Below are 20,699 nucleotides of genomic sequence, written 5' to 3'. Positions count from 1 at the left end.
ATTGAGTAGTATTGAGTGGTGAGTCGAACTGGGCATGTGAAATTGCTGGGAAACGGTGGAGCGGACGTTCGGTTGACGGACCGGATTTCACTGGGGGTCTTGTCTGATGTGGTGCCGAGAGATTTCATTGAGGACGTGCTGAATAGAACTGGGCGTCGCGAGCAGCGATCTCGACTGCTGCCAGCCCATGTGATGGTTCGTTTTTGTATGGCGATGTGCTTGTTCTTCGATGATGACTACGAGGAAGTGATGCGTAAACTCGTGGGATCTTTGAAGGATATGAGATCGTGGTCGGATTCGTGGCATGTTCCTTCGACCTCGGCGATCACTCAGGCTCGGCAGCGTTTGGGCGCCGAGCCGTTGCGGGAGTTGTTCGAGGATATAGCGGTTCCCGTGGCGGGCCCGGGCACGAAAGGCGCATGGCTGAGATCGTGGCGGTTGATGTCGATTGACGGGTGCGCGTTGAATATTCCGGACACTGCGGCCAACGTCGCCGAGTTTGATCGGTCCAACAACGGTCCGAATGCGAGTGCCTACCCGATCGTGCGGGTCGTCGGGCTTGGCGAATGCGGCTCACATGTCCTCGTCGATGCCGCGCTTGGCGGTGCGCCTGCCGGAGAGACGACCCTGGCCAAGGAGCTGACCCGCTCGTTCGAGGCAGACATGCTCATCACCGCCGACCGCAGCTTCTACAGCTTCCCTGCCTGGCAGGAGACGCTCGAGACCGGCGCCGATGCCCTGTGGCGGGTGAAGTCGAATCTTCTGCTGCCGGTCGCGCGTGTCCTGCCGGACGGTTCCTACCTCTCGGCCGTGTTCCCGCCGAAATTACGCAACTACCACAAGAAGGAAATCCTCACACGGATCCGAGACGGTGCCATGCCGCACACGACTCAGGCCATGGTGGTGCGTGTCGTCGAATACGAGATTCCCGACCGTGAGCGAACCGAGGAACATGACACCATTCGCCTGATCACCTCAATACTCGACCCTGAAGACATACCCGCCATCGAGCTAGCTACTGCCTATAGTGAGCGTTGGGAGTACGAAAGCCTGCTTGATGAGGTCAAGACTCATCAACGCGGGCCAGGGCGAGTGCTGAGGTCTCAATCGCCGGAGATGGTCAAGCAAGAAATATGGGCGTTGCTGCTGACTCACTACAGCATACGGGCGCTCATGTGCCGGGCTGCCGACGAAGCCGATGTCGATCCCGACCGCTTGTCGTTCATGCGCACTCTCCGCGTCATCCGCCGCCAGGTCACAAGCCAGGCGGCTTTTTCCCCCTCAAAAACTGAAAAAGGCACGCGCGGAGACGACGACTGAAATTCTTGAACGTCGCCACCTGCCGCGGCGACACCGAACAAACCCACGCGCCCTCAGGAGACTCAGATACAACCGATACAGAGTCAAAAAACCCACCGACCACAGCATCCGACACGCCGGCCCGCCGACCATTACCCTACGGCCTCCAGCGGCTTAACTTAGTGGTATTGCGGCTGTCATCGTCCCTCGCAGTACAGCGACATCGACCACACCCGCGACTTCGCAAAGGGCGGCCACACCGCCGAAGACAACCTCGGCCCGCGCTGCCGACGACACCACCGCCTCAAAGACGAACCAGACTGGTCCTTCACTTCAGCACCCGGCGGTCAAGGCACCATCACCACACCGACCGGACGGGTGTACGCGACAACACCACCACCACTGCACGAAAGCCGAGCCAAAGACACCACAGACGAAGCCGGGCACGAAGCAGCCGCCTGACCCCGGCACACAGCCGCCGGCGATGAACAGGGCCAACTCGCGCGCCACATCAAACGTGACGCCAGAGGAAATCACGTAGGGACGCTGGCCCCAGTCCTCACAAACCCAGCCCTACCAGCCGCCCCACGCCTCACCCCACGACAGCTGGAGCAACCAAGCCTGGGGCGCATCAAGCCGACCGGAGCACCAGACGCTAACCCTCCGGCGCCGCCTTCAGCAGCTCGTCCAGCGCCTCCGGCAGGGCCTCGGCCAGCGGCCACAGGTCCTTCACCAGTTCCTTGGCCCCGATCAGGCCGATGCCGACCTTGCCCGCGTTGGACAGGACCGTGATGTTCAGGCCCGCGCCATGGAAAACCGGGCCGAGCGGGTACAGGCCGGTGACGCGCGCGCCGAGCAGGTACAGGGGCACCGGCGGGCCGGGCACGTTGGAGATGATCAGGTTGTGCACCACCGGGTGGCGCTCCGCCAGCCGCAGCGACGAGTAGGCGCGCACGCCGAGGCCGAACGCCGTCGCCGGGGAGAACTGTGCCCAGTCGGCGAGCATGTCGGCGTCGATGTCGTAGTGGTGGTCCTTGGACAGCCGGTTCGCCTCGGCGAGGAAGAACACCCGCGCCGCCGGGTCGCCCAGGTGCGTGGGCAGCGACGCGAAGAACGCGGACACCTTGTTGCTGCCCTGGTCCCGCTCGGTGCGCTCGTGCACCGACACCGGGACGGTCGCCACCAGCGGGTCCTCCGGCAGCTCGCCGCGGCCGAGCAGGAACTGCCGCAGCGCGCCGGAAACGAGCGCCAGCACCACGTCGTTCACCGTGACGCCGAAAGCGTTCTTCACACGCTTGACGTCCTCGAGCTCGACCTGCGCGAACGCGACCGAGCGGTGGCCGGTGATCGTGCCGTTGAGCGAAGTGCGGGGCGCGGTGAACGGGACGGGCATTCCCTTGCCGCGCAACGCCTTCCCGACCCAGCGCGGCACCAGCTCCACCAGCTCGGGCAGCAGCCGCACCACTTCGAACGGACGCCGCACGACCGACTGCACGCTCTCGCGCATCAGGTCGACGCGCGTGGGCAGGCCGTTGTTCTGCGCCTCGTGCGGGACCTCGGGCAGCGGCGCGTCGGGCTCCAGCCCGGCCAGGTAAGTGATCAGGCTCGCGCCGCCGACGCCGTCGACACTCGCGTGGTGCATCTTGAGCAGCACCGCGACCTGGCCGTTCGACAGGCCCTCAATCACGTAGAGCTGCCACAGCGGGTACGCGCGATCCAGTCGCTGACCCGCGATGTGCGCGCACAGCTCGGCCAACTCACGATCGTCCCCCGGCGACGGGACGCCGATGCGGTGCACGTGGTTGTCGAGGTCGAAGTCCTCGTCCTCGACCCACACCGGGTGACTGAGGTTCCAGAGTGGATTGTGGAGTTTGCGGCGGAATGCCGGGATCAGCGCGACGCGCTCGGCCAGCCGCCGCTTGACCTCACCGAACGAGTAGCCGCCGGGGATCGTGGAGCCGTCCAGGACGAGCAGGCCGCAGACGTGCAGGACCTGCGAAGGCGTCTCCAGGTAGAGGAAACTCGCGTCCAGCCCGCTCAATCTCTGCATGTCGCCAGCGTAAGCCAGAACGCGCCGGGGGGTGGATCGCGGAGGTAGCATCGGTGTGGTGAAGCCGAACTTCCTGACCCGCCGGGCGGTGCAGCTCGGTCTCACCGCCCTCGCGCTGCGCCCGCCGCGGCGTCGTTCCACTTCGGTCCCGGTGTTCTTCGGCGCGTGGCTGACCGACGAGCTGGCGCCGCACCTGCTCGGGCTCACCCTCGCCGACACCGCGCAGCACCTCGCGCGCCGCGGCGTGCGCACTCCGGGCGACCGCGCCGGGCTCGCGCTCGCCGCGCTTTCGGCCGCCGGGCTCGGCTCGCTGATCGCGACCGCGCAGAAGGCCCGCGGCGAGGTGGAGACGGCGCTGACGGAAGCGCTCGGCCCGGACTACAGCGCGCGGCTGGCGCACCCGCCGAGCCCCCGCGACCTCGCGACGCCGTGGGGACAGCTGGCGCTGCCGTTCCGCGGCCGGGACCCAGAGGTCGTGCGTGAGCGGAACATCCCGTACGCGCCGGGCGGCAAGCGGTTCCTGCTGGACGTCTTCCGGCCGCGCGAGCCGGTGACCGGCGCGCCCGTCCTGCTGCAGGTGCACGGCGGAGCGTGGACGATCGGCAACAAGGACGAGCAGGGCCAGCCCCTGATGCGCCACCTCGCGCGCCGCGGCTGGGTCTGCGTGGCGATCAACTACCCGCTGGCGCCGACGAGCCGCTGGCCGGCGCACATCGTCGCGGCGAAACGGTCGCTGGCCTGGATCCGCGAGAACATCGCGTCCTACGGCGGGGACCCGGGCTTCGTCGCCGTCACGGGCGGGTCGGCCGGCGGGCACCTCGCCGCGCTGCTCGCGCTGAGCCAGAACGACCCGGCGCTGCAGCCGGGCTTCACCGAAGTGGACACGAGCGTGCAGGCGTGCGTGCCGCATTACGGCGTGTACGACATCGCCGCCACGAGCGGAGCGGAGGAAAGCCAGTACCGGCTGGAGAGCCTGCTCGCGAGGCGGGTCTTCGCCGCCGACCGCGACCCGGTGAACTACCTCGACGACTACATCGCCGCCTCACCGCTGGACCGCGTGTCCGACGACGCCCCGCCGTTTTTCGTGATCCACGGCAAGCACGACTCGCTGGTGCCGGTGGAGGAGGCGCGCGAGTTCGTCGACCGCCTGCGCTCCAAGTCCCAGCAGCCGGTGGCCTACGCGGAGCTGGCGGGCGCGCAGCACGCGTTCGACGTGTTCCCGTCGATCCGCAGCGCCCACGTGGTCCGCGGGGTGGAGCGGTTCCTGGACCACACCTACCGGGCGTGGGCCGCGAACGGCGAGTGAGTCGCTACTTGTTGACGCCGGTGAGCGCGAAGAACTCCTGACGGGAGCGCGCGTCTTCCCGCAGCGTGCCCAGCAGGGCCGAGGTGACGGTGCTGGACCCGGTGGCCTGCACGCCGCGCAGGGTCATGCACGAGTGCTCCGCCTCGATCACCACGCCGACGCCCTTCGGGCCGAGCTGGTCCGACAGCCAGCCGGCGACCTGCTTGGTCAGGCGCTCCTGCACCTGCGGCCGGCACGCGAAGTGCTCGACGACGCGCGCCAGCTTCGACAGGCCGAGGATCCGCTCGCCGGGCAGGTAGCCCACGTGCGCGACGCCGGTGAACGGCAGCAGGTGGTGCTCGCACACCGACCGCACCGGGATGTCCCTGGCCAGCACCAGCTCGTCGTACCCCTCGTCGTTGGGGAACGTGGTGAGGTCGAACGGGCGTGGGGTGAACATCTCCGCGTAGGCGCGGGCCATGCGCTCCGGCGTGCCCCGCAGGCTCTCCGAATCAAGGCTGACGCCGAGCGCCCGCAGGAACTCACCCGCCGCGCGCTCGGCGGCGGCGAGGTCGATGCCGGGATCGGGTTCGTGGACGACGTGGAGAGCGGAGCGCATGGACAGTCCCTCGTTTCGTCGATATTTCGCATATGAATCTTGGTCTTATTCGGTGATGGGGTCAAGATGACCAGCTCAGGTGTGGGCGTGGCCACTTGTGGACACGGTCTTGGGCGTTATCGTGGCGGGGTGACGACTGAGCCCGCCGTCCCGGCGATCAAGGCCGTGGCGGCGCTGGAAGAGGACCGGCGCCGCGGCATGTACACGTTCATCCGCGCCGCGCGGCGCCCCGTCACGCGCGACGAGGCCGCCGCGTCGGTCGGCATCTCCCGCAAGCTCGCCGCGTTCCACCTCGACAAGCTCGTGGACGCCGGCCTGCTGCGCGCCCGGTACGAGGCGGTCGGCGGGATCCGCAAGGTCGGCCGCACGCCGAAGGTCTACGAGCCCGCCGGCACCGACTTCGAGGTCACCATCCCGCCACGCCGCCACGGCGTGCTCGCCGACATCCTGCTCGACGCCGTGGTCACCGAGCGCGAAGGCGAAAACGCCCGGCAGGCGACCTTGCGCGTCGCCGCCGACCAGGGCGAGGAGCTCGGGACGGCCGAACGCGCCGGCTCGCGCCCGGGCCGCCTCGGGGCCGAACGCGGCCTCACCCTCGCCGAGACGGTGCTGGCCCGCCACGGCTTCGAGCCGAGCCGCGAGACGCCGACCCGCGTGCGCCTGCGCAACTGCCCGTTCCACCCGCTGGCGGCCAAGGCCCCGGACCTCGTCTGCGGGGTCACGCAAGCGTTCCTGACGGGCATCGTGACCGGCCTGCGCGTCCCGAACGTCGACGCGGTCCTGGTGCCGCCCCGCCCCGGCGAGTGCTGCGTGGAACTCCAGGGCGCTTCGGGGCACTGACTGCGCTCACCCCGGGTCACCCGGCGGGTAAGCCAGATCCAGTGGCCGGGTCGCGGGCGGGCCGTCCAGTGACCAGGCCGCCCCGGAGCGGAGGAAGCGGTACCAGCGGTGGTCGCGGCCGTAGCGGAGTTGCAAGGGGCCCTGCGTGACGCGATTGCGCCAGGTTTTCACCGGGTCCGGCAGGCCCGCCTCGGCCAGGTCGGCGCGGGCCGCGGCGAGCGGGGCGGCGCCCGGGGTCCAGGTGTCGCGCAGTGCGGCCAGGCCAGGACGGCCCGCTTCGCGCCAGGCGTGAGCCCACGAGGCCAGGTCAGGAGCCGCGACGCCGGCCGCGGCGGCCAACGCCAGCACGTCGGCGGCCGGACGGGCCGCGCGGCGGGCGAGGTCTTCCTCGAACGTGAGGTCCACCGCCCCGGTTCCGGCCAGCAGCTCACGGGCCAGCGACGCGGCGTCGGCGGCCAAGGTGCTCAACGAGCCCGCCGTCCAGCCGGTGCTCAGGGGCGGGTCGAGGTCCAGGACCGCGGGCGGACCCGGCTCGGCGGGCACCGGCGGCAACGCGGGCGGAGCGGTGACCCGGCGGGAGTAGGCCCGGTGCGGCGTCAGGCCCGGGTCCGGCGGGCGCACGGACGTGGCCCCGGATGCGGCACGCGCGGCCGGGGCCCGGCGGGCGCGCAGGTCGGCCAGCACCTCGTCGCGGGGCCGGCCGCGAAGCTTGAACAACACAAACGGGTCGGCGTCCACCTCGTCGGCCACCAGGTAGTAGACGGCGGCGACGTGTTTGCACGGGTTCGCCGAGTCCGGGCACGAGCAGCGCGGCCGCAGGTCGCCGGGGCCGGGCAGGAGGTCGGCGCCCGCCTCGCGGGACTGGGCGGCCAGCTCCTCGGGCAGCTCACCGTCGAGCAGCGCCGCGGTGTGGCCGAGCCGGCGACCGGCGACGTCGAGCAGCGTCTCCCATTCCTCCGGCGTGAACTCGCGCATGCGGATCTTCACCCGGTACGGCTGCGGACGACTCCCCCGTACCCGCGCCGTCACCTCACCCGCGCCGACGCTCAGCTCGCTGACCGTGTCCTTGCGCGCGTAGGTGCGCCCGCGTGGAAGGCGGTTCGGGTCGACGCTCGCGCGGTGTTCCAGCGCCTCCACCCAGGCCCGCCCCCACCAGGTGTTGCCGAACGTCCGCCGGGGCGGCATCAGGCACCGCCGAGCCGGACGAGGTCGGCGATCTGGTCGTCCGACAGCTCCGTGATCCAGTTCTCCCCCGCGCCGACCACGGCGTCGGCCAGCCCGCGCTTGGCCTCCAGCACGGTGGCGATGCGCTCCTCCAGCGTGCCCTCGGCGATCAGCCGGTGGACCTGCACCGGCCGGTCCTGGCCGATCCGGTACGCGCGGTCGGTCGCCTGGTCCTCGACGGCCGGGTTCCACCAGCGGTCGTAGTGGATCACGTGCGTGGCCCGCGTCAGGTTGAGCCCGACGCCGCCCGCCTTGAGCGACAACAGGAACACCGGCACCTCGCCGGCCTGGAACCGCGCCACCATCTCGTCGCGCCGCTTCGGCCCGACCTCGCCGGACAGCAGCTCCGTGGGCAGCCCGCGCTCGGCCAGCCGCCGTTCGAGCAGCCGGCAGAGCTGCACGTACTGGCTGAACACCAGCACGCTGTCGCCCTCGTCGAGGATCACGTCGAGCAGCTCCTCGAACGCGGCGAGCTTGCCCGAACGCCCGGTCAGCGAGCTGTTGGGCTCCTTCAGGAACTGCGCGGGATGGTTGCAGATCTGCTTGAGCTCGGTCAGCAGCTTGAGCACCTGCCCCCGCCGCTGCACGCCCTGGGACTCGCGGATCTGCGCCAGGTTCTCCCGCACCACGGCCTCGTAGAGGGTCGTCTGCTCGGCCGTCAGCGGGACGAACCGGTCGGTCTCGGTCTTGCGCGGCAGCTCCGGCGCGATGTCCGGGTCGGTTTTGCGGCGCCGCAACAGGAACGGCCGCACGGTGGTGGCCAGCCGCTCCGTCGCCGCCGGGTCGCGGTCGCGCTCGATCGGCCGCGCGACGGTGCGGCGGAACCGTTCCAGCGAGCCGAGCAGACCCGGCGTCGTCCAGTCCACCAGGGACCACAGCTCGGTGAGCCGGTTCTCCACCGGGGTGCCGGTGAGCGCCACGCGCGCGGCCGCCGGCACCTTCCGCAGCTCCTTCGCCGTGGCGGACAACGGGTTCTTCACGTGCTGGGCCTCGTCCGCCGCGACCAGCCCCCACTCCACTTCGGACAGTGACTCGCGGTCGCGGCGCAGCACGCCGTAGGTGGCCAGCACCACCTCGTCGGCCGCCAGCTCGTCGAGGTGCCGGCCGCCGCCGTGGAACCGGCGCACCGGCACGCCCGGCGCGAACTTCGCGAACTCGCGCTCCCAGTTGCCGAGCAGCGACGTCGGGCAGAGCACCAGCGTGGGCCCGGCGCCGAGCGGGCGGCGGTGCAGGTGCAGCGCGATCAGCTGGACGGTCTTGCCCAGCCCCATGTCGTCGGCCAGGCACGCGCCCAGGCCGAGCCCGGTCATCGTGGCCAGCCAGCCGAGGCCGGCCAGCTGGTACGGGCGCAGGGTCGCGGTCAGCCCCGGCGGTGGCGCGACGGGCTCGGGCTCACGCTCGCGCAGCCGTTCCACCAGCCCGGCCAGCGCGGGCTGGGCCGCGAACTCGACCGTCTCGCCGTCCAGCTCCAGCTCACCGGTGAGCGCGGCGGCCAGCGCCTCGGCGCCGGTCAGCTTGCGGGACCGGCGGGCGCGCATGCGGGCCAGCAGGAACGGATCGAGCTTCACCCACTGGCCGCGCAGGCGCACCAGCGGGCGCTTGGCCTCGGCCAGCGCCGCGACCTCCTCGTCGGTCAGCTCCGACCCGCCGAGGCTCAGCCGCCAGCGGAACTTCAGCAGGCCGTTCAACGGGAAGGCCGGGCCGCCCTCGCTCGCCGGGGCCTGGGTGGCGCTCGCCTTCGCCTTCAGCTCACCGGCGAACAGGTCCTTCGGCCACAGCACCTCGATGCCGGCGCCGCCCAGCTCGCGGCTGCCGTCGGTGAGCAGGTCGACGACCTCGTCGTCGGTCAGCGCCAGCTCGGTGGGCGCCGCCTCGGACAGCACCCGCCCCAGTGGCGCCCACGCCCGCGCGCCGCGGCGCAGGCCGAGCAGGAGCTGGGTCTCGACCTGCTCGCCGAGGCGGTGCAGCACGGCTTCGGGCGCGTCCCAGAGCGTCGCGGCCTCGACGATCAGGCTGGGCTCCACAGTGGACCGGACCGCGAGGACCCCCGCGAACTCCGGCTCGTCGCCCTCTCGCGCCTCGACGCGCAGGATCAGCTGGGCGCCGTGCGGGCGGCGGGCCTCCAGCTCGGTCAGCCAGGCCGCGCCGTCCGGGCCGATCAGGGTGGGCTCGGGTTCGGCGAAGGCCGGGCCGCCCGCCCCGACGGCGGCCGCGGGGCTGCGCACGAGGACGTCGGCCGCCGCGTCCCAGAGCGCGCGGACCAGCGACTCCGGCGAGTGCAGGCGGATGCGCTTGACGCCGGACAGCGGCAGCGCGTGGGCCTCCGGCGGCAACGCGGCGGCCAGGTCCCGCAACAACGCCTCGTCCGCGGCATCAAGCGGCCCGACCCGCCACGACCCGACACCGGCGGGCGTGACGGCGGGCCGGAGCCGCCCGCGCGCGACGAGGTTGACCCCGGCGTTGACGGCCGCCGACCACGCGGTGACGGCCGGGCTGGCGTCGTCGGGCACCACGAGCAGCCGCGGGATGGCGCGCTCGAGCGGCACGAGCCGCGCGGAAACCTTGGTGCGCGCGAACTTCCCGCCCGAGGGCAGCACCAGCTCGATCGCGGTGTCTCCCGCGACCTCGTCTCCCCAGAGCGCCAGCACCCCGTCCCGCGGCGGATCCGACGGGACGTAGGTGGCCTGGGTTTGCGTACCGAACTCCACGCCCAGCACCGTAGGCCAGGGGTACGACAAACGGCGCAACCGGCGGTGCGAAAGTCCCCTTCGCGACTGTGACTGTGACAAGAGCACCGGGTCAACGCGCACGCCACCCGGATGAGAGCGCGGCCATCAAGCGACGATGTGTCCGCCACGTCCATCGGACCGCAGGGTGCCCCAACTGGCTGCGCTGAACGTTCAGCCGCCCGTGCCCCACGGTCAGGAGGGGTGAACGGGACGCCTTTCATCACTTCGAGGTATCGACGGCCGCCTGCCCGGCCTCAAAGATCGCTCCATGCGAATCATGAAGAAGGCCTCCATCACCGCCACCGCTGCCGCAGCGGTATTGCTCGCCACCCTCGCAGCCCATCCTGCCCCGCAGGAACCTCAAGCCCTCGGTGAAGGCCTCCTCGGCACCGTCGTCAACGTTGGTGTCCCGGTCATTGTCAAGAACACCGGCGGGCTAGCCAACGCTGCCGGCATCGCCAACGGCGCCGTCGTCGCCAACGGCGCAGGCGTCGGCAACATCGGTATCGGCCTGAACGGCGGCTCCCTCGCGAAATCTGACGAGGCTGCCAACAGCGGGCTCGTCGACGCCGAAGCAAACCTCAACCTCGGCACAGGCGCAAACCTCGACCTCGACGCAGGCAAGTAGTTCAGCAGCCGCAACGCCCGCCTAGTCACACCGGCCCAGCAGCGCCGAAGCGGACTGGAGCCTCAAGCTCGTGTACGCCAGGGCGCGGCACGCGGCCCGGTGAGGGGAATAGCGCAGGATGAACAGTGGCCAGTTGCCAGTGCCAACGCAGGTGGGCGCGCCTGCCTGAAGGTGTAAGGAGACCCGTAGTGCGAAAGCTGATCATGACGGCCGGCGTCGCCACCGGGATCATGTTCCTGGCCGCTCCGGCTGCCGACGCGGACTCGGCGGACACCGGCCTTGACGTCACGACGTCGTAGCGCATCTCCGATGAGATCACGCACGGCGCGCCAGGCCCGATCCCGTTGTGTCGTGGCCATTCCTCGCACTCGCGTAAGCTCGCGTGACCATGGCCGGAGCGCGGTCGATGTTCACGGCGTCTTGACGTCTACGTCGATCCCGGCGCCGCGGTAAGGACAGCGCGCTTCACGAGATGCAACGGGGAACCTTCCTGGGTTTAACGCGAATTTCGGCTGCCGCAATCATTCAGGGCACAGCCCGGCAAGTCGATCACCCGCCGTATGAAACATCTCCACGCCAGGGTGATGAGCCCTCAGCCCACTGATGATGTACGGAGACAGGTACCGCCGACAAGTGACAAGGAGAAATCACCGTCACCGCGACGCGGGGTTCAGCCGCCGGGGACGAGACCGGTCAGGACCCCGGGCGGTCCGCCTCGTCGTGGCCGGCCTCGGCCAGCCGCTCCTGCAGGCGGGCATGGCGGAACTGGTAGACGCCGCCGGCCTGCCGGAGGACGCCGCGGCGGTGGGCGTCGTCGAGGAAGTGCATGAGGCGCCAGGGCACGCGGCCGGTCGCGGCGAGCCAGAGGTGGTTGACGAAGTAGTTGCCCCAGGCGCGCGTCACGAGGACCGCGAGGCCGATGCCGCAGCCGAAGCACACGCCGACCACGAACGGCAGGACCGGGCTCGTCGTCGGCGGGAACACCTGGCCGCCGGCGATGGCGCCCGCGAGGCCGTAACACACGGCGGCGACGCCGCGGGCCATGAAGAACCCGAACAACGCGCCCGCCAGCCCGCCGGCGACCGCCAGCGCGAGGTCGTACCGGCCGCCGAACACCGGCAGGAACCGCGTCTGCGCGGTGAACGCGAACGCCATCCCGTCGAACAGCCCCAATGACACCAGGAAGGAGGCGGACAACGCGATCGCCCCGGTCCGCTCGTTGCGCAGGATCGTCCTCGGGCTGGACACGCGGCTCGCGTCGACCGGCTTCGCGAGCCACACGTGCACCGCGAACACCAGGCCGAACACAAGCGCCAGGAAGACGACCAGGCCGGTGGCCAGCGACCAGCCCAGGCCGAGCAGGACGCCCACGACGGCGCCGATCGCGAACCGGCCGGCGAACTTCCGGGCGGCCCCGGCGAAGCGCAGCTCGGTGCGCAGCGGCTCGGGCGGGCGCCCGAACCGGTGGGTCAGGTAGCCGGCGCCGCCGAAGGAGAGGGCGTAGATCGCGGCCAGCACCGGCCCGTCGTCGACCCAGCCGGTGGCGACGAAGAACACCGCGATCAGCAGGCCGACCAGACCGGCCCGGGTCCCGGCGGGCACCGCGCGGTACAGCTGCCACCAGGCCAGGTCGCGGCTGCGGGCCCGTTCGAGGCGCCGGGCCAGGAAGCCCAGCCAGCGGTTCGCCTGCGCCGCGGTGTACTGCCCGGACGGGCTGGTCTTCGGGTTTCGCCCGGGCGGCTCCGGCACCCGCGCGTAGGCGTTGGGGACGAACGAGTCGAGCAGCCGCCCTTCCAGCGCCTCTGCGTCGCCGGTGCTGAGCAGCTCTGCGGGATCCGTGCCGGGACGGCCGTAGGCGATCCGCGCGAGGTCGACCATCAGCGGGGTCCGCAGCACCCGGCCCAGCGGACCGTCCGGATCCCGGCGCAGCCGGTCGGCCACGGGGCGCCAGCGGTCGTGCTCGGCGCTCTCCCGGGCGGACAGGTAGGTGATCGCCTCCTGCCGCGCGACGGGTTCGAGCCGGACCACGGTGGCGGTGCCCAGCGCCGCGCCGGACTCACGGGTGATCTGCTCGTACTCGGCGGAGCGGCAGGTCAGCACCAGTGACCGGCCCCCGGCCATGGTCTGGTCCAGTGCGTCGAGCGCGGTCGCGCGCAGGTCGGCCGGCATCTCGTCGAGGCCGTCGAGGACCGGCACGACGTGGCCGCCGAGGACGAGCCGGGTCGGCGCGTCGCGGCCGTACTCGCGGGCGTTGAGCAGGGCCGGGTGGTTCTCGGCGAGCCGGCCCGCCAGCCACCGGTCCAGGTGCTCCCGGCGCGGGTCCCACGAGGCGAGGGAAAGCAGCACCGGGACCGGCTCGCCCGGGTCGCGGGCGCTCAGCAGGTCCAGCGTCAGCACCAGGGAGAGCACCGACTTGCCGGAGCCGGGATCACCGAGCACGACCAGCTGCCGGACGGGCAACGCGGTGAACATCTCCGCGACGCCGTCGAGTTCGCCCCGCAGCGACGGTTTCCCCGAGACCGCCGACCAGCGCAGGGCGATCGGCCGTGGCCGGTGCAGCGAGCGCAGCTCCGCCTCCGCCCGCCACTGCCACGTGACGGCTTCGGCCAGTTCGGTGACCGCACGCCCGAAGTTGTGCTCCGGCAAGGTTTCCACGGCCGGCTCGGGCTCGGCGACCGCGACGGTGACGGCCGGTGCCGCGGGCGTGGCCTCGGTGAGGATCTGCTCGTGGAGCCGGTGCAGGTCAGGATTCGGGTCGACGCCGAGTTCGTCGGCGAGCCGACGGCGCAGGCTGTGGAAGAGCGTCGACGCTTCGGCGTAGCGGCCCTCTTTCGCCAGCGCGCGCATCAGGAGCAGGTGGGACCGCTCGCGCATCGGGTGCTCGCCGCAGAACTCGGCCAGCTCACGGATGACCTCGCCCGTCTCCCCCAGCCGCAGCTGCCATTCGGCGCAGAGCTCAACGGCGTCGGCGCGCTGTTCGTCGAGCAGCGCCGCCCGGCCGGCCAGCGTGGTCGTCCGGAGCCCGTCGAGTGCCGGGCCCCGCCACAGGGCGAGCGCGTTCCGGATCTCGTCGACGGCGTCAACGAGCTTCACCTGCCCGGCGAGCCCCCGCGCCACCGTGACGTGGCGGCGGAACCGGAGCGAATCGAGCTCGTCGGCGCTGGCCACCAGCCGGTACCCGGGGCCGTCGGTGACGATCGCCCCGCCGGCCTCCCCGAGCCGCCCCCGCAACGCGGAAACACAGTTCCGTACCTGTTTCACGGCCGTCGTCGGCGGCTCGTCCTCCCAGAGCGCGTCGATCAGGCGCTCCACCGGGACCACGGAATTGGGGCTGAGCAGGAGGGCGGCGAGCGCGCGCTGCTGGCGCGGGCTCGCCAAGGTGACCCGGTCCCCGTACGCCCGGACTTCCAGCGTCCCGAGAATCCGGAATCTCATCGTTTCCCCCTCGTCCCCCAGGCTGGTACCCGGCGTCCTGGCTCGAAAAACGCGCAGGTGGAGCACATGATGCCGACCGGAGGACGAAACGAGGACGGCGTCGGAAACCCTAGGGGCACGGCGAAGGAACGGGGAGACCGGGGCGACCCGGCGGCGGGCGCGTACTGGGGGTCGCGCCCGCCACCGGCACCGCTCAGCGAGGCAGGCCGAGCAGCCGTTCGGCGGCGGCGGTACGGAGGATCTGGGTCGTGCCGCCCGCGATCGACAGGCAGCGGGTGAGCAGGAACTCGTGCGGCACCTCGCCGCCGGACTCCAGGGCCGACGGGCCCAAGAGGTCGAGGGCGAGCTCCGCGACCTCCTGGCGGTGCCGGACACCGAGCAGCTTGCGGACGCCCGACTCCGCGCCAGGACTCCGCCCGTCCAGGCGGCGGAGAGTGGCCCGCAGGTCCAGCACGGAGCACGCGCTGCCCTCGCCCACCAAGGCGCCCAGGCGTTCCCGCGCGGCCTCGCCCAGAGCGGCCGAACCCGTCAGCGCGGCCACCAGATTCTCCACTCCCTCCCCCACCGCCGAGCCGCTGCCGATGGCCACGCGTTCGTTCGCCAACGTCGTGCGGGCCAGGCGCCAGCCCGCGCCCGGTTCGCCGACCACGTCCGCGTCGGGGACGAAAACCTCGTCCAGGAAGACCTCGTTGAAGACGCTCGCGCCGGTGATCTCGCGCAGCGGGCGGGTGGTGATGCCGGGCGCGCGCATGTCGACCAGGAAGTACGTGATGCCCTTGTGCTTCGGCACTTCCGGGTCGGTGCGGGCGAGGCAGATCGCCCAGTCGGCCTCGTGCGCCAGCGACGTCCAGACCTTCTGGCCGGTCAGCCGCCAGCCGCCCTCGGCGCGACGGGCGGTGGTGCGCAGGGCGGCCAGGTCCGAGCCCGCGCCGGGTTCGCTGAACAGCTGGCACCAGGTCAGCTCGCCCCGCAGGGTCGGGCCGGCGAAGCGGGCGCGCTGCTCGTCGGTGCCGTGGTCGAGGATGGTCGGGATCGCCCACGCGCCGATGACCAGGTCGGGCCGGCGCACGCCCGCCGACGCCAGCGCCGCGTCGATCCGCAGCTGCTCGGCGGCGTCCGCGCCCCGGCCGTGGGGCGCGGGCCAGTGCGGGGCGAGCAGGCCGGCCTCCGCCAGCGCGACCCGGCTCCGCTCCGGCGGCAGCGCGGCGATTTCCGTGGCCACGCGGGTCAGCTCGGGGTCCGTGCCGACGTCGACGGCCAACGTCCGCCGCACCCCCGCCAGCGTCAGGTCCGCCGCCCGCCGCCGCCAGCGGGCCGAGCCGCCCAGCCAGTGCCGCAGCGCCAGCGCGCGCCGCAGGTACAGGTGCGCGGCGTGCTCCCAGGTGAACCCGATGCCGCCCAGCACCTGGACGCAGTCCTTCGCGTTTTCGACGGCCGCGTCGAGCGCCACGGCGGCCGCGCTCGCGGCCGCCAGCGCGTGTTCCGGACCGCCTGCCGCGGTGGCCGCGTCCCAGGCCAGCGCCTCCGCGGACTCGGCGCGGCACAGCATCTCCGCGCACAGGTGCTTGACCGCCTGGAACGACCCGATCGGGTGACCGAACTGCTCTCGCACCTTCGCGTACTCGACCGCCGTGGTCAGGCACCACCGCGCGACCCCCGCGGCCTCGGCGACGGCGAGCGTCGCGGCCATGTCTTCGACGCCGCCGATCCCCTCATCAGCCGAGGACGGCGAGTACTTCACCCGCGCCAGCGAACGCGAGAAGTCCATGGGCGCCAACGGTTCCACCTCCGCGGCGCCCGGCGGCAGCAGCACGTGACCGTCCGGTCCGGGCAGCAGCAGCCACGACGCCGCGTCCGCGCCGGGCACCAGCGGGCTGCCGGCCAGCCCGACGGCGATCCGTTCCGTGCCTTCGGCCAGCGCGGGCAGCAATTCCTTCGCGTGCGGATGGTCGACGAGCAGCAACGCGCCCAGCGCCGTGCCGAGTACCGGCCCTGGCACCAGCGCCTCGGCCGCCGCGGCGAGCCCGGCCGCGAGGTCAGCGACGGTTCCGTCCGCGCCCCCGGCCGACGAGGGCAGCGCGACGCCGAACAAGCCGAGCGCGGCGAAGCTTTCCGGCAGCGACGCGCCACTGCCTTCCGCGGCGCGGACCGCCGCGAACGGGTCATGGGCAGCCGCCCAGTCATGGATTGCCGCGGTCAGCGCGGCCTGTTCCTCGGTGAGTGCGACCGGCATCGGCCCTCCTCGCGGGGTACGGGACTACTCGCGAGTGTAGAACGTGTTACAGTTTTTCGGCCAGTGGGTCACTGGTTGAACCTTTCGCCAGGGGAGGTACGCTCAGCCCAGAACTGGAACGAGTTCCGGACGTGGAGGAGAAACCGATGCCGGGCAAGGCGAAGGCTCCGGCGGCGAAGGCGCGCTCGAACGGGCTCGGCTCGATCGGCGACGAGCTCGGGTCCGCGGCGCAGCGCGATCGGCGCCGCCGCATCATCGACGCGACCCTCGCGCTCGCGTCGAAGGGCGGCTACGACGCCGTCCAGATGCGGGCCGTGGCCGAGAAGGCCGACGTCGCGCTGGGCACGCTGTACCGCTACTTCCCGTCGAAGATCCACCTGCTCGTGTCCGGCCTGGCCCGGCAGTTCGAGCGGGCGCAGGAAAAGATGGAGCGCGCCGCGATCCCGGGGGAAACCCCCGCGGAGCGGCTGATGGTCGTGCTGGGCCGCAATACCCGGCTGATGCAACGCGACCCGCACCTGACCGAGGCGATGGTGCGCGCGTTCATGTTCGCCGACACCTCCGCCGCCGCCGAGGTCGAGCTGGTCGGCAGGCAGATGGAGGAGATGTTCGCCCAGGCCATGGGGATCGACGAGCCGACGGACGCCGACCGCGACATCTTCCACGTGGTCGCCGACGTCTGGATGGCGAACCTGGTGGCGTGGGTGACGCGCCGGGCGTCCGCCGCCGACGTCGCGAACCGGCTGGAACTCTCGGTCCACCTGCTGCTGGACAAGTAGCCGAAAGTCCGTCAAGGCCTCCTTACCCGCGTCGCACGCGGGTAAGGAGGCCTTGACGGCGTTGGCGCCAGTGCGTCAGGCGTTCAGCTTCGGCAGTACTTCCTTGCCGAAGGCGTCGAGGAACGCGTCTTGGTTGCGGCCCACGTTGTGGATGTAGATCCGGTTGAAGCCCGCGTCCACGTACTTCTGCAGCGCGGCGCGGTGCACGTCCAGGTCGGACGAGACGACCATGCGGCCCTCGAAGTCCTCGCGGCGGACCAGCTTCGCCATCTGCTGGAAGTCGAACGGCGAGCGCACGTCGGCCTTCGGGAACTTCATCCCGCCGTTGGGCCACTGGTCCAGCGCGTTGGCCCACGCCGTCTCGTCGTCCTCGGCCCACGACAGGTGCACCTGCAGCAGCTTCGGCATCTCGTCCGGGTTCTTGCCGGCCTTCTTCGCGCCGGCGTTGAAGTTCTCCACGATCCCGGCCAGCTTGTCGATCGACGCGCCCGGCGTGATCAGGCCGTCGGCCAGCTCGCCGGTCTTGCGCGAGGTGTACGGGCCCGCGGAGGCGATGTACACCGGCGGCGGCGTGTCCGGCAGCGTCCACAGCCGCGTGCTGTGCATCTTGAAGAACTCGCCGTTGTGCTTGACGTCCTTGCCGGTGAACAGCTTCCGGATCACCTCGAGCGCCTCGAACATCCGCCGCACGCGCTCCGGCGCCTCCGGCCAGTAACCGCCGATGATGTGCTCGTTCAGCGCCTCGCCCGACCCGATGCCCAGCCACGTCCGGCCCGGGTAGGTCGCCTCCAGCGTCGCCGCGGCCTGCGCGACCATCGCCGGGTGCAGCCGGAACGACGGGCAGGTCACGCCCGGCCCCAGGTCACCCGTCGTGTTCTCGGCCAGCGAAGCCAGCACGCTCCACACGAACGAGGCCTCACCCTGCTGCGGGACCCAAGGCTGGAAGTGGTCCGCCGCCATCTGCCCGGAGAAGCCCCGCTCCTCCGCGGCCTTCGCCAACCGGATCGACTCCCGGGGCGAGAACTGCTCCAGCGCCGCCGCCAGGCCGATTTGCACGTCACTCACGCGTTTTCCGCTCCTTCACCGATACTCTTCGACGATTTTGGCCAGATTGTCCAGCCGACTCAGGGTCCCCGCCTCCGGATACATGCCGAGCAGGAAGGTGATCCCTTCGACGCCCGCCCCGGCGTAGGCGTCCAGCAGGGCGCGGTTCTTACTGCCCACGGTGAACATCGACACCGGGGTGCCCGGCGCGAACTCGTCCCGCAGCGCCATCAGCGGCGGGACCGCCTCCGGCACGCCCACCGAGTTCGGCATCCACACCCCGCCGTGCCGGTGCGCCCGGCGCGCCGCGAACCGGCTGTTGCCGCCGACGTAGATCGGCGGGTACGGCTGCCGCACCGGCTTCGGCCACGCCACGGCGCGGTCGAAATTCGTGAACTCGCCGTGGAAAGTGGCCTCTTCGGCCGTCCACAGCTCCTTCATCGCGTCCAGCCGCTCGTCGAGCAGCCGGCCGCGGGTCTCCGGGTCGGTGCCGTGGTCGCGCATCTCCTCCAGGTTCCAGCCCGCGCCCACGCCGAAGAGCACCCGCCCGCCGGAGAAGTGGTCGAGTGTGGCGACCTCCTTCGCGGTCTGGATCGGGTCGCGCTGCGCGAGCAGGGCGACGCCGGTGCCCAGCAACAGCGTCGACGTCACCGAAGCGGCCGCGGTCAGCGCCACGAACGGGTCATACATCCGGTAGTAGAACGGCGGCAGCTCGCCCCCTGCCGGGTAAGGCGACTGCCGGTCCGCGGGGATGTGCGAGTGCTCTCCGACGAACAGCGAATCGAACCCGCGCTCCTCGACGCCGCGAGCCAGCGCGTCGGGCCGGATGCCCTCGTCGGTGACGAAGCTGAAGATCCCGAACTTCATGCGCTCATCGAACCACGGTTCACCGGTACCCCGCCGCCAGCCGGGCGAGGTCGTCGAGCGCGGCGAGCGTCTCGGCCTCGGGCAGAGTGGGCAGCATGAACGTGTAGCGCTCCACGTCGGCGTCGGCGAACCGCTTGATCACGTCCCCGTCCGCGGCACCGCCGAACACGGTGAACGGCACGTCGGTGCGGCCCTGTTCGGCGAGCCAGTCGCGGACCCGCCGGATCTCGTCGATGGGGGTGGACGAGCGCGGCAGCCAGCCGTTGCCGTGCTTGGCGAGCCGGCGCAGCGCGGCCGGGCTCTCGCCGCCGATGTAGACCGGCGGGTGCGGCTGCTGCACGGGCTTGGGCCAGGCGGAGATCGGGTCGAAGTCGACGTGCTTGCCGTGGTATTCGGCCTGCTCGCTGGTCCAGATGGCCTTGAGCGCCTCGATCTGCTCGTCCATCAGCGCGCCGCGGGTGGCCGGGTCGGTGCCGTGGTTGGCCATCTCCTCGCGGTTCCACCCCACGCCGACGCCGAACGCGACCCGCCCGCGCGAGACCAGGTCGAGCGAGGCGACCTCCTTCGCGGTGTGGATCACGTCGCGCTGGATCAGCAGGGCGATCCCGGTGCCGAGCACCAGGTCGGACGTGCGCGCCGCGGCCGCGGTCAGCGCCACGAACGGGTCAAGCGTCCGGTAGTACACCCGCGGGAGCTCACCGCCGCCGGGGTACGGGGTCTCCCGGCTCGCCGGGATGTGCGAGTGCTCGGCCAGGAAGAGCGAGCCGAAGCCGCGCTCCTCCAGTGCCTCGCCCAGCACATCGGGCCGGATGCCGTCGTCGGTCACGAACGTGGAGATCCCGAAGTCCATGACTCGTTCTACCCCTCGTGCGGCCGGGGTATTCCCGCCATGGTTGACACCTCACCGGATCGGTCGCAGAGTAGAAATCATTCACCGTTGAAAAGGAGCCCCAGATGAGCCTGCCGGACCTCGACTTCGAGCAGCTGTACCAGGGACGGAGTCCGATGGGCAGCTCGATGCCGTGGGACATCGGTGCACCGCAGCCGGTTCTGGTCGCGCTGGAGGAATCCGGCGGCTTCCGCGGCGAGGTGCTCGACGTGGGCAGCGGGCTCGGCGAGAACGCCGCGTTCCTCGCCTCCCGCGGATACCGGGTGACGGGCGTCGACGGCGCCCCGACGGCCGTGCGCCAGGCCCAGGAGCGCGCGGCCGCGAAGGGGCTGGAGGTCAGCTTCCAGGTCGCCGACGCCACCCGGCTGGACGGGCTCGAGAACCGCTTCGACACGGTCCTCGACAGCGCGCTTTACCACTGCCTGAACGAAGAGCAGCGGCACAGTTACGTCGCCGCGCTCGTCCGGGCCACGCGTCCCGGCGCCCGCTTGCACATCCTCTGTTTCTCCGACGCGCTGCCCGAGGGCTTTCCCGCGCCGTTCCAGATCAGCGAGCAGAACCTGCGGGAAACGGTCGGCCAGGGCTGGAAGATCACCAGCTTGGCGCCGGCGCTCTACACCACGGCCACGACGCCGGAGGAGATGAAGGCCTCCGTCGAAGCGCTCTCGCCGGGCACGCACTTCGACATCGCCACACTCGACGAGCTGGGAGTGGACGAGAACGGCCGGGTCCGCGCGCCCATCTGGCAGCTGGCCGCCGAACGCGCGTAACCCGGCCG

The 20,699-nt window shown here is 71.3% G+C and carries 15 protein-coding genes; 6 read left to right on the top strand and 9 right to left on the bottom strand.

Annotation, left to right across the window (positions count from 1 at the left end; genetic code table 11):
* Positions 1-36 precede the first annotated feature (36 nt).
* A complete protein-coding gene (locus OG943_RS01700) occupies positions 37-1,320 on the top strand; it encodes an IS4 family transposase (protein ID WP_442874773.1) in 1,284 nt (427 codons plus the stop codon).
* A 634-nt stretch (positions 1,321-1,954) separates the two neighbouring features.
* Here OG943_RS01700 and OG943_RS01695 read toward each other — a convergent pair.
* Positions 1,955-3,349 carry a WS/DGAT/MGAT family O-acyltransferase gene (locus OG943_RS01695; protein WP_328607874.1) on the bottom strand — a complete coding sequence of 465 codons (1,395 nt, stop codon included), beginning with the start codon at positions 3,347-3,349 and terminating at the stop codon, positions 1,955-1,957.
* Between the two features lie 58 nt (positions 3,350-3,407).
* On the opposite strand from OG943_RS01695, the gene OG943_RS01690 reads away from it, so the two are divergent.
* Positions 3,408-4,655: an alpha/beta hydrolase gene (locus tag OG943_RS01690; RefSeq protein ID WP_328607873.1), complete on the top strand. Its 1,248-nt coding sequence runs from the start codon at positions 3,408-3,410 to the stop codon at positions 4,653-4,655.
* A gap of 4 nt (positions 4,656-4,659) precedes the next feature.
* Here OG943_RS01690 and folE read toward each other — a convergent pair whose 3' ends face one another.
* Positions 4,660-5,253 (bottom strand): GTP cyclohydrolase I FolE, encoded by a 594-nt coding sequence (gene folE / locus OG943_RS01685; RefSeq protein WP_328607872.1) that lies wholly within the window; start codon positions 5,251-5,253, stop codon positions 4,660-4,662.
* 198 nt (positions 5,254-5,451) lie between these two features.
* On the opposite strand from folE, the gene OG943_RS01680 reads away from it, so the two are divergent.
* Positions 5,452-6,093, top strand: coding sequence for a helix-turn-helix transcriptional regulator (locus OG943_RS01680; protein ID WP_328611968.1), 642 nt, complete (start codon positions 5,452-5,454; stop codon positions 6,091-6,093).
* A gap of 6 nt (positions 6,094-6,099) precedes the next feature.
* Here OG943_RS01680 and OG943_RS01675 read toward each other — a convergent pair whose 3' ends face one another.
* On the bottom strand, positions 6,100-7,278 hold the full coding sequence (locus OG943_RS01675; RefSeq protein WP_328607871.1) for an SWIM zinc finger family protein: 1,179 nt from the start codon (positions 7,276-7,278) through the stop codon (positions 6,100-6,102).
* The gene (locus OG943_RS01670; RefSeq protein ID WP_442874679.1) at positions 7,278-10,025 is read right to left on the bottom strand and encodes a DEAD/DEAH box helicase; all 2,748 of its coding nucleotides are present in this window, start codon (positions 10,023-10,025) and stop codon (positions 7,278-7,280) included. The genes OG943_RS01675 and OG943_RS01670 overlap by 1 nt, the downstream gene beginning before the upstream one ends.
* Before the next feature lie 289 nt (positions 10,026-10,314).
* Between OG943_RS01670 and OG943_RS01665 the strand changes: the two genes are divergently transcribed.
* Positions 10,315-10,674, top strand: a complete 360-nt coding sequence (locus OG943_RS01665) for a hypothetical protein (protein ID WP_328607869.1) — start codon at positions 10,315-10,317, stop codon at positions 10,672-10,674.
* 693 nt (positions 10,675-11,367) lie between these two features.
* On the opposite strand, the gene OG943_RS01660 is transcribed toward OG943_RS01665, so the two are convergent.
* Together OG943_RS01660 and OG943_RS01655 are read right to left on the bottom strand one after the other, a co-directional pair.
* Positions 11,368-14,109, bottom strand: coding sequence for a BTAD domain-containing putative transcriptional regulator (locus tag OG943_RS01660; RefSeq protein ID WP_328607868.1), 2,742 nt, complete (start codon positions 14,107-14,109; stop codon positions 11,368-11,370).
* 193 nt (positions 14,110-14,302) lie between these two features.
* Positions 14,303-16,342 (bottom strand): acyl-CoA dehydrogenase family protein, encoded by a 2,040-nt coding sequence (locus OG943_RS01655; RefSeq protein ID WP_328607867.1) that lies wholly within the window; start codon positions 16,340-16,342, stop codon positions 14,303-14,305.
* Positions 16,343-16,488: 146 nt separating this feature from the next.
* Here OG943_RS01655 and kstR point away from each other — a divergent pair, with 146 nt between their 5' ends.
* Positions 16,489-17,121 carry a cholesterol catabolism transcriptional regulator KstR gene (gene kstR, locus OG943_RS01650; RefSeq protein WP_328611967.1) on the top strand — a complete coding sequence of 211 codons (633 nt, stop codon included), beginning with the start codon at positions 16,489-16,491 and terminating at the stop codon, positions 17,119-17,121.
* Between the two features lie 75 nt (positions 17,122-17,196).
* Here kstR and OG943_RS01645 read toward each other — a convergent pair whose 3' ends face one another.
* Genes OG943_RS01645 through OG943_RS01635 form a run of 3 tightly spaced genes read right to left on the bottom strand, consistent with a single transcriptional unit; the run spans position 17,197 to position 19,882 of the window.
* Positions 17,197-18,186, bottom strand: a complete 990-nt coding sequence (locus tag OG943_RS01645; RefSeq protein ID WP_328607866.1) for a TIGR03557 family F420-dependent LLM class oxidoreductase — start codon at positions 18,184-18,186, stop codon at positions 17,197-17,199.
* A 15-nt stretch (positions 18,187-18,201) separates the two neighbouring features.
* Positions 18,202-19,032, bottom strand: a complete 831-nt coding sequence (locus tag OG943_RS01640) for an LLM class F420-dependent oxidoreductase (RefSeq protein ID WP_328607865.1) — start codon at positions 19,030-19,032, stop codon at positions 18,202-18,204.
* Between the two features lie 19 nt (positions 19,033-19,051).
* Complete coding sequence (locus OG943_RS01635) at positions 19,052-19,882, bottom strand: LLM class F420-dependent oxidoreductase (RefSeq protein WP_328607864.1); 831 nt, start codon at positions 19,880-19,882, stop codon at positions 19,052-19,054.
* Positions 19,883-19,986: 104 nt separating this feature from the next.
* On the opposite strand from OG943_RS01635, the gene OG943_RS01630 reads away from it, so the two are divergent.
* Positions 19,987-20,691 carry a class I SAM-dependent methyltransferase gene (locus OG943_RS01630; RefSeq protein ID WP_328607863.1) on the top strand — a complete coding sequence of 235 codons (705 nt, stop codon included), beginning with the start codon at positions 19,987-19,989 and terminating at the stop codon, positions 20,689-20,691.
* The last annotated feature ends 8 nt before the right edge of the window (positions 20,692-20,699 follow it).

The sequence above is a fragment of the Amycolatopsis sp. NBC_00345 genome (assembly GCF_036116635.1).
Classification (GTDB): domain Bacteria; phylum Actinomycetota; class Actinomycetes; order Mycobacteriales; family Pseudonocardiaceae; genus Amycolatopsis.
This window is presented reverse-complemented; position numbering and strand designations above follow the sequence as displayed.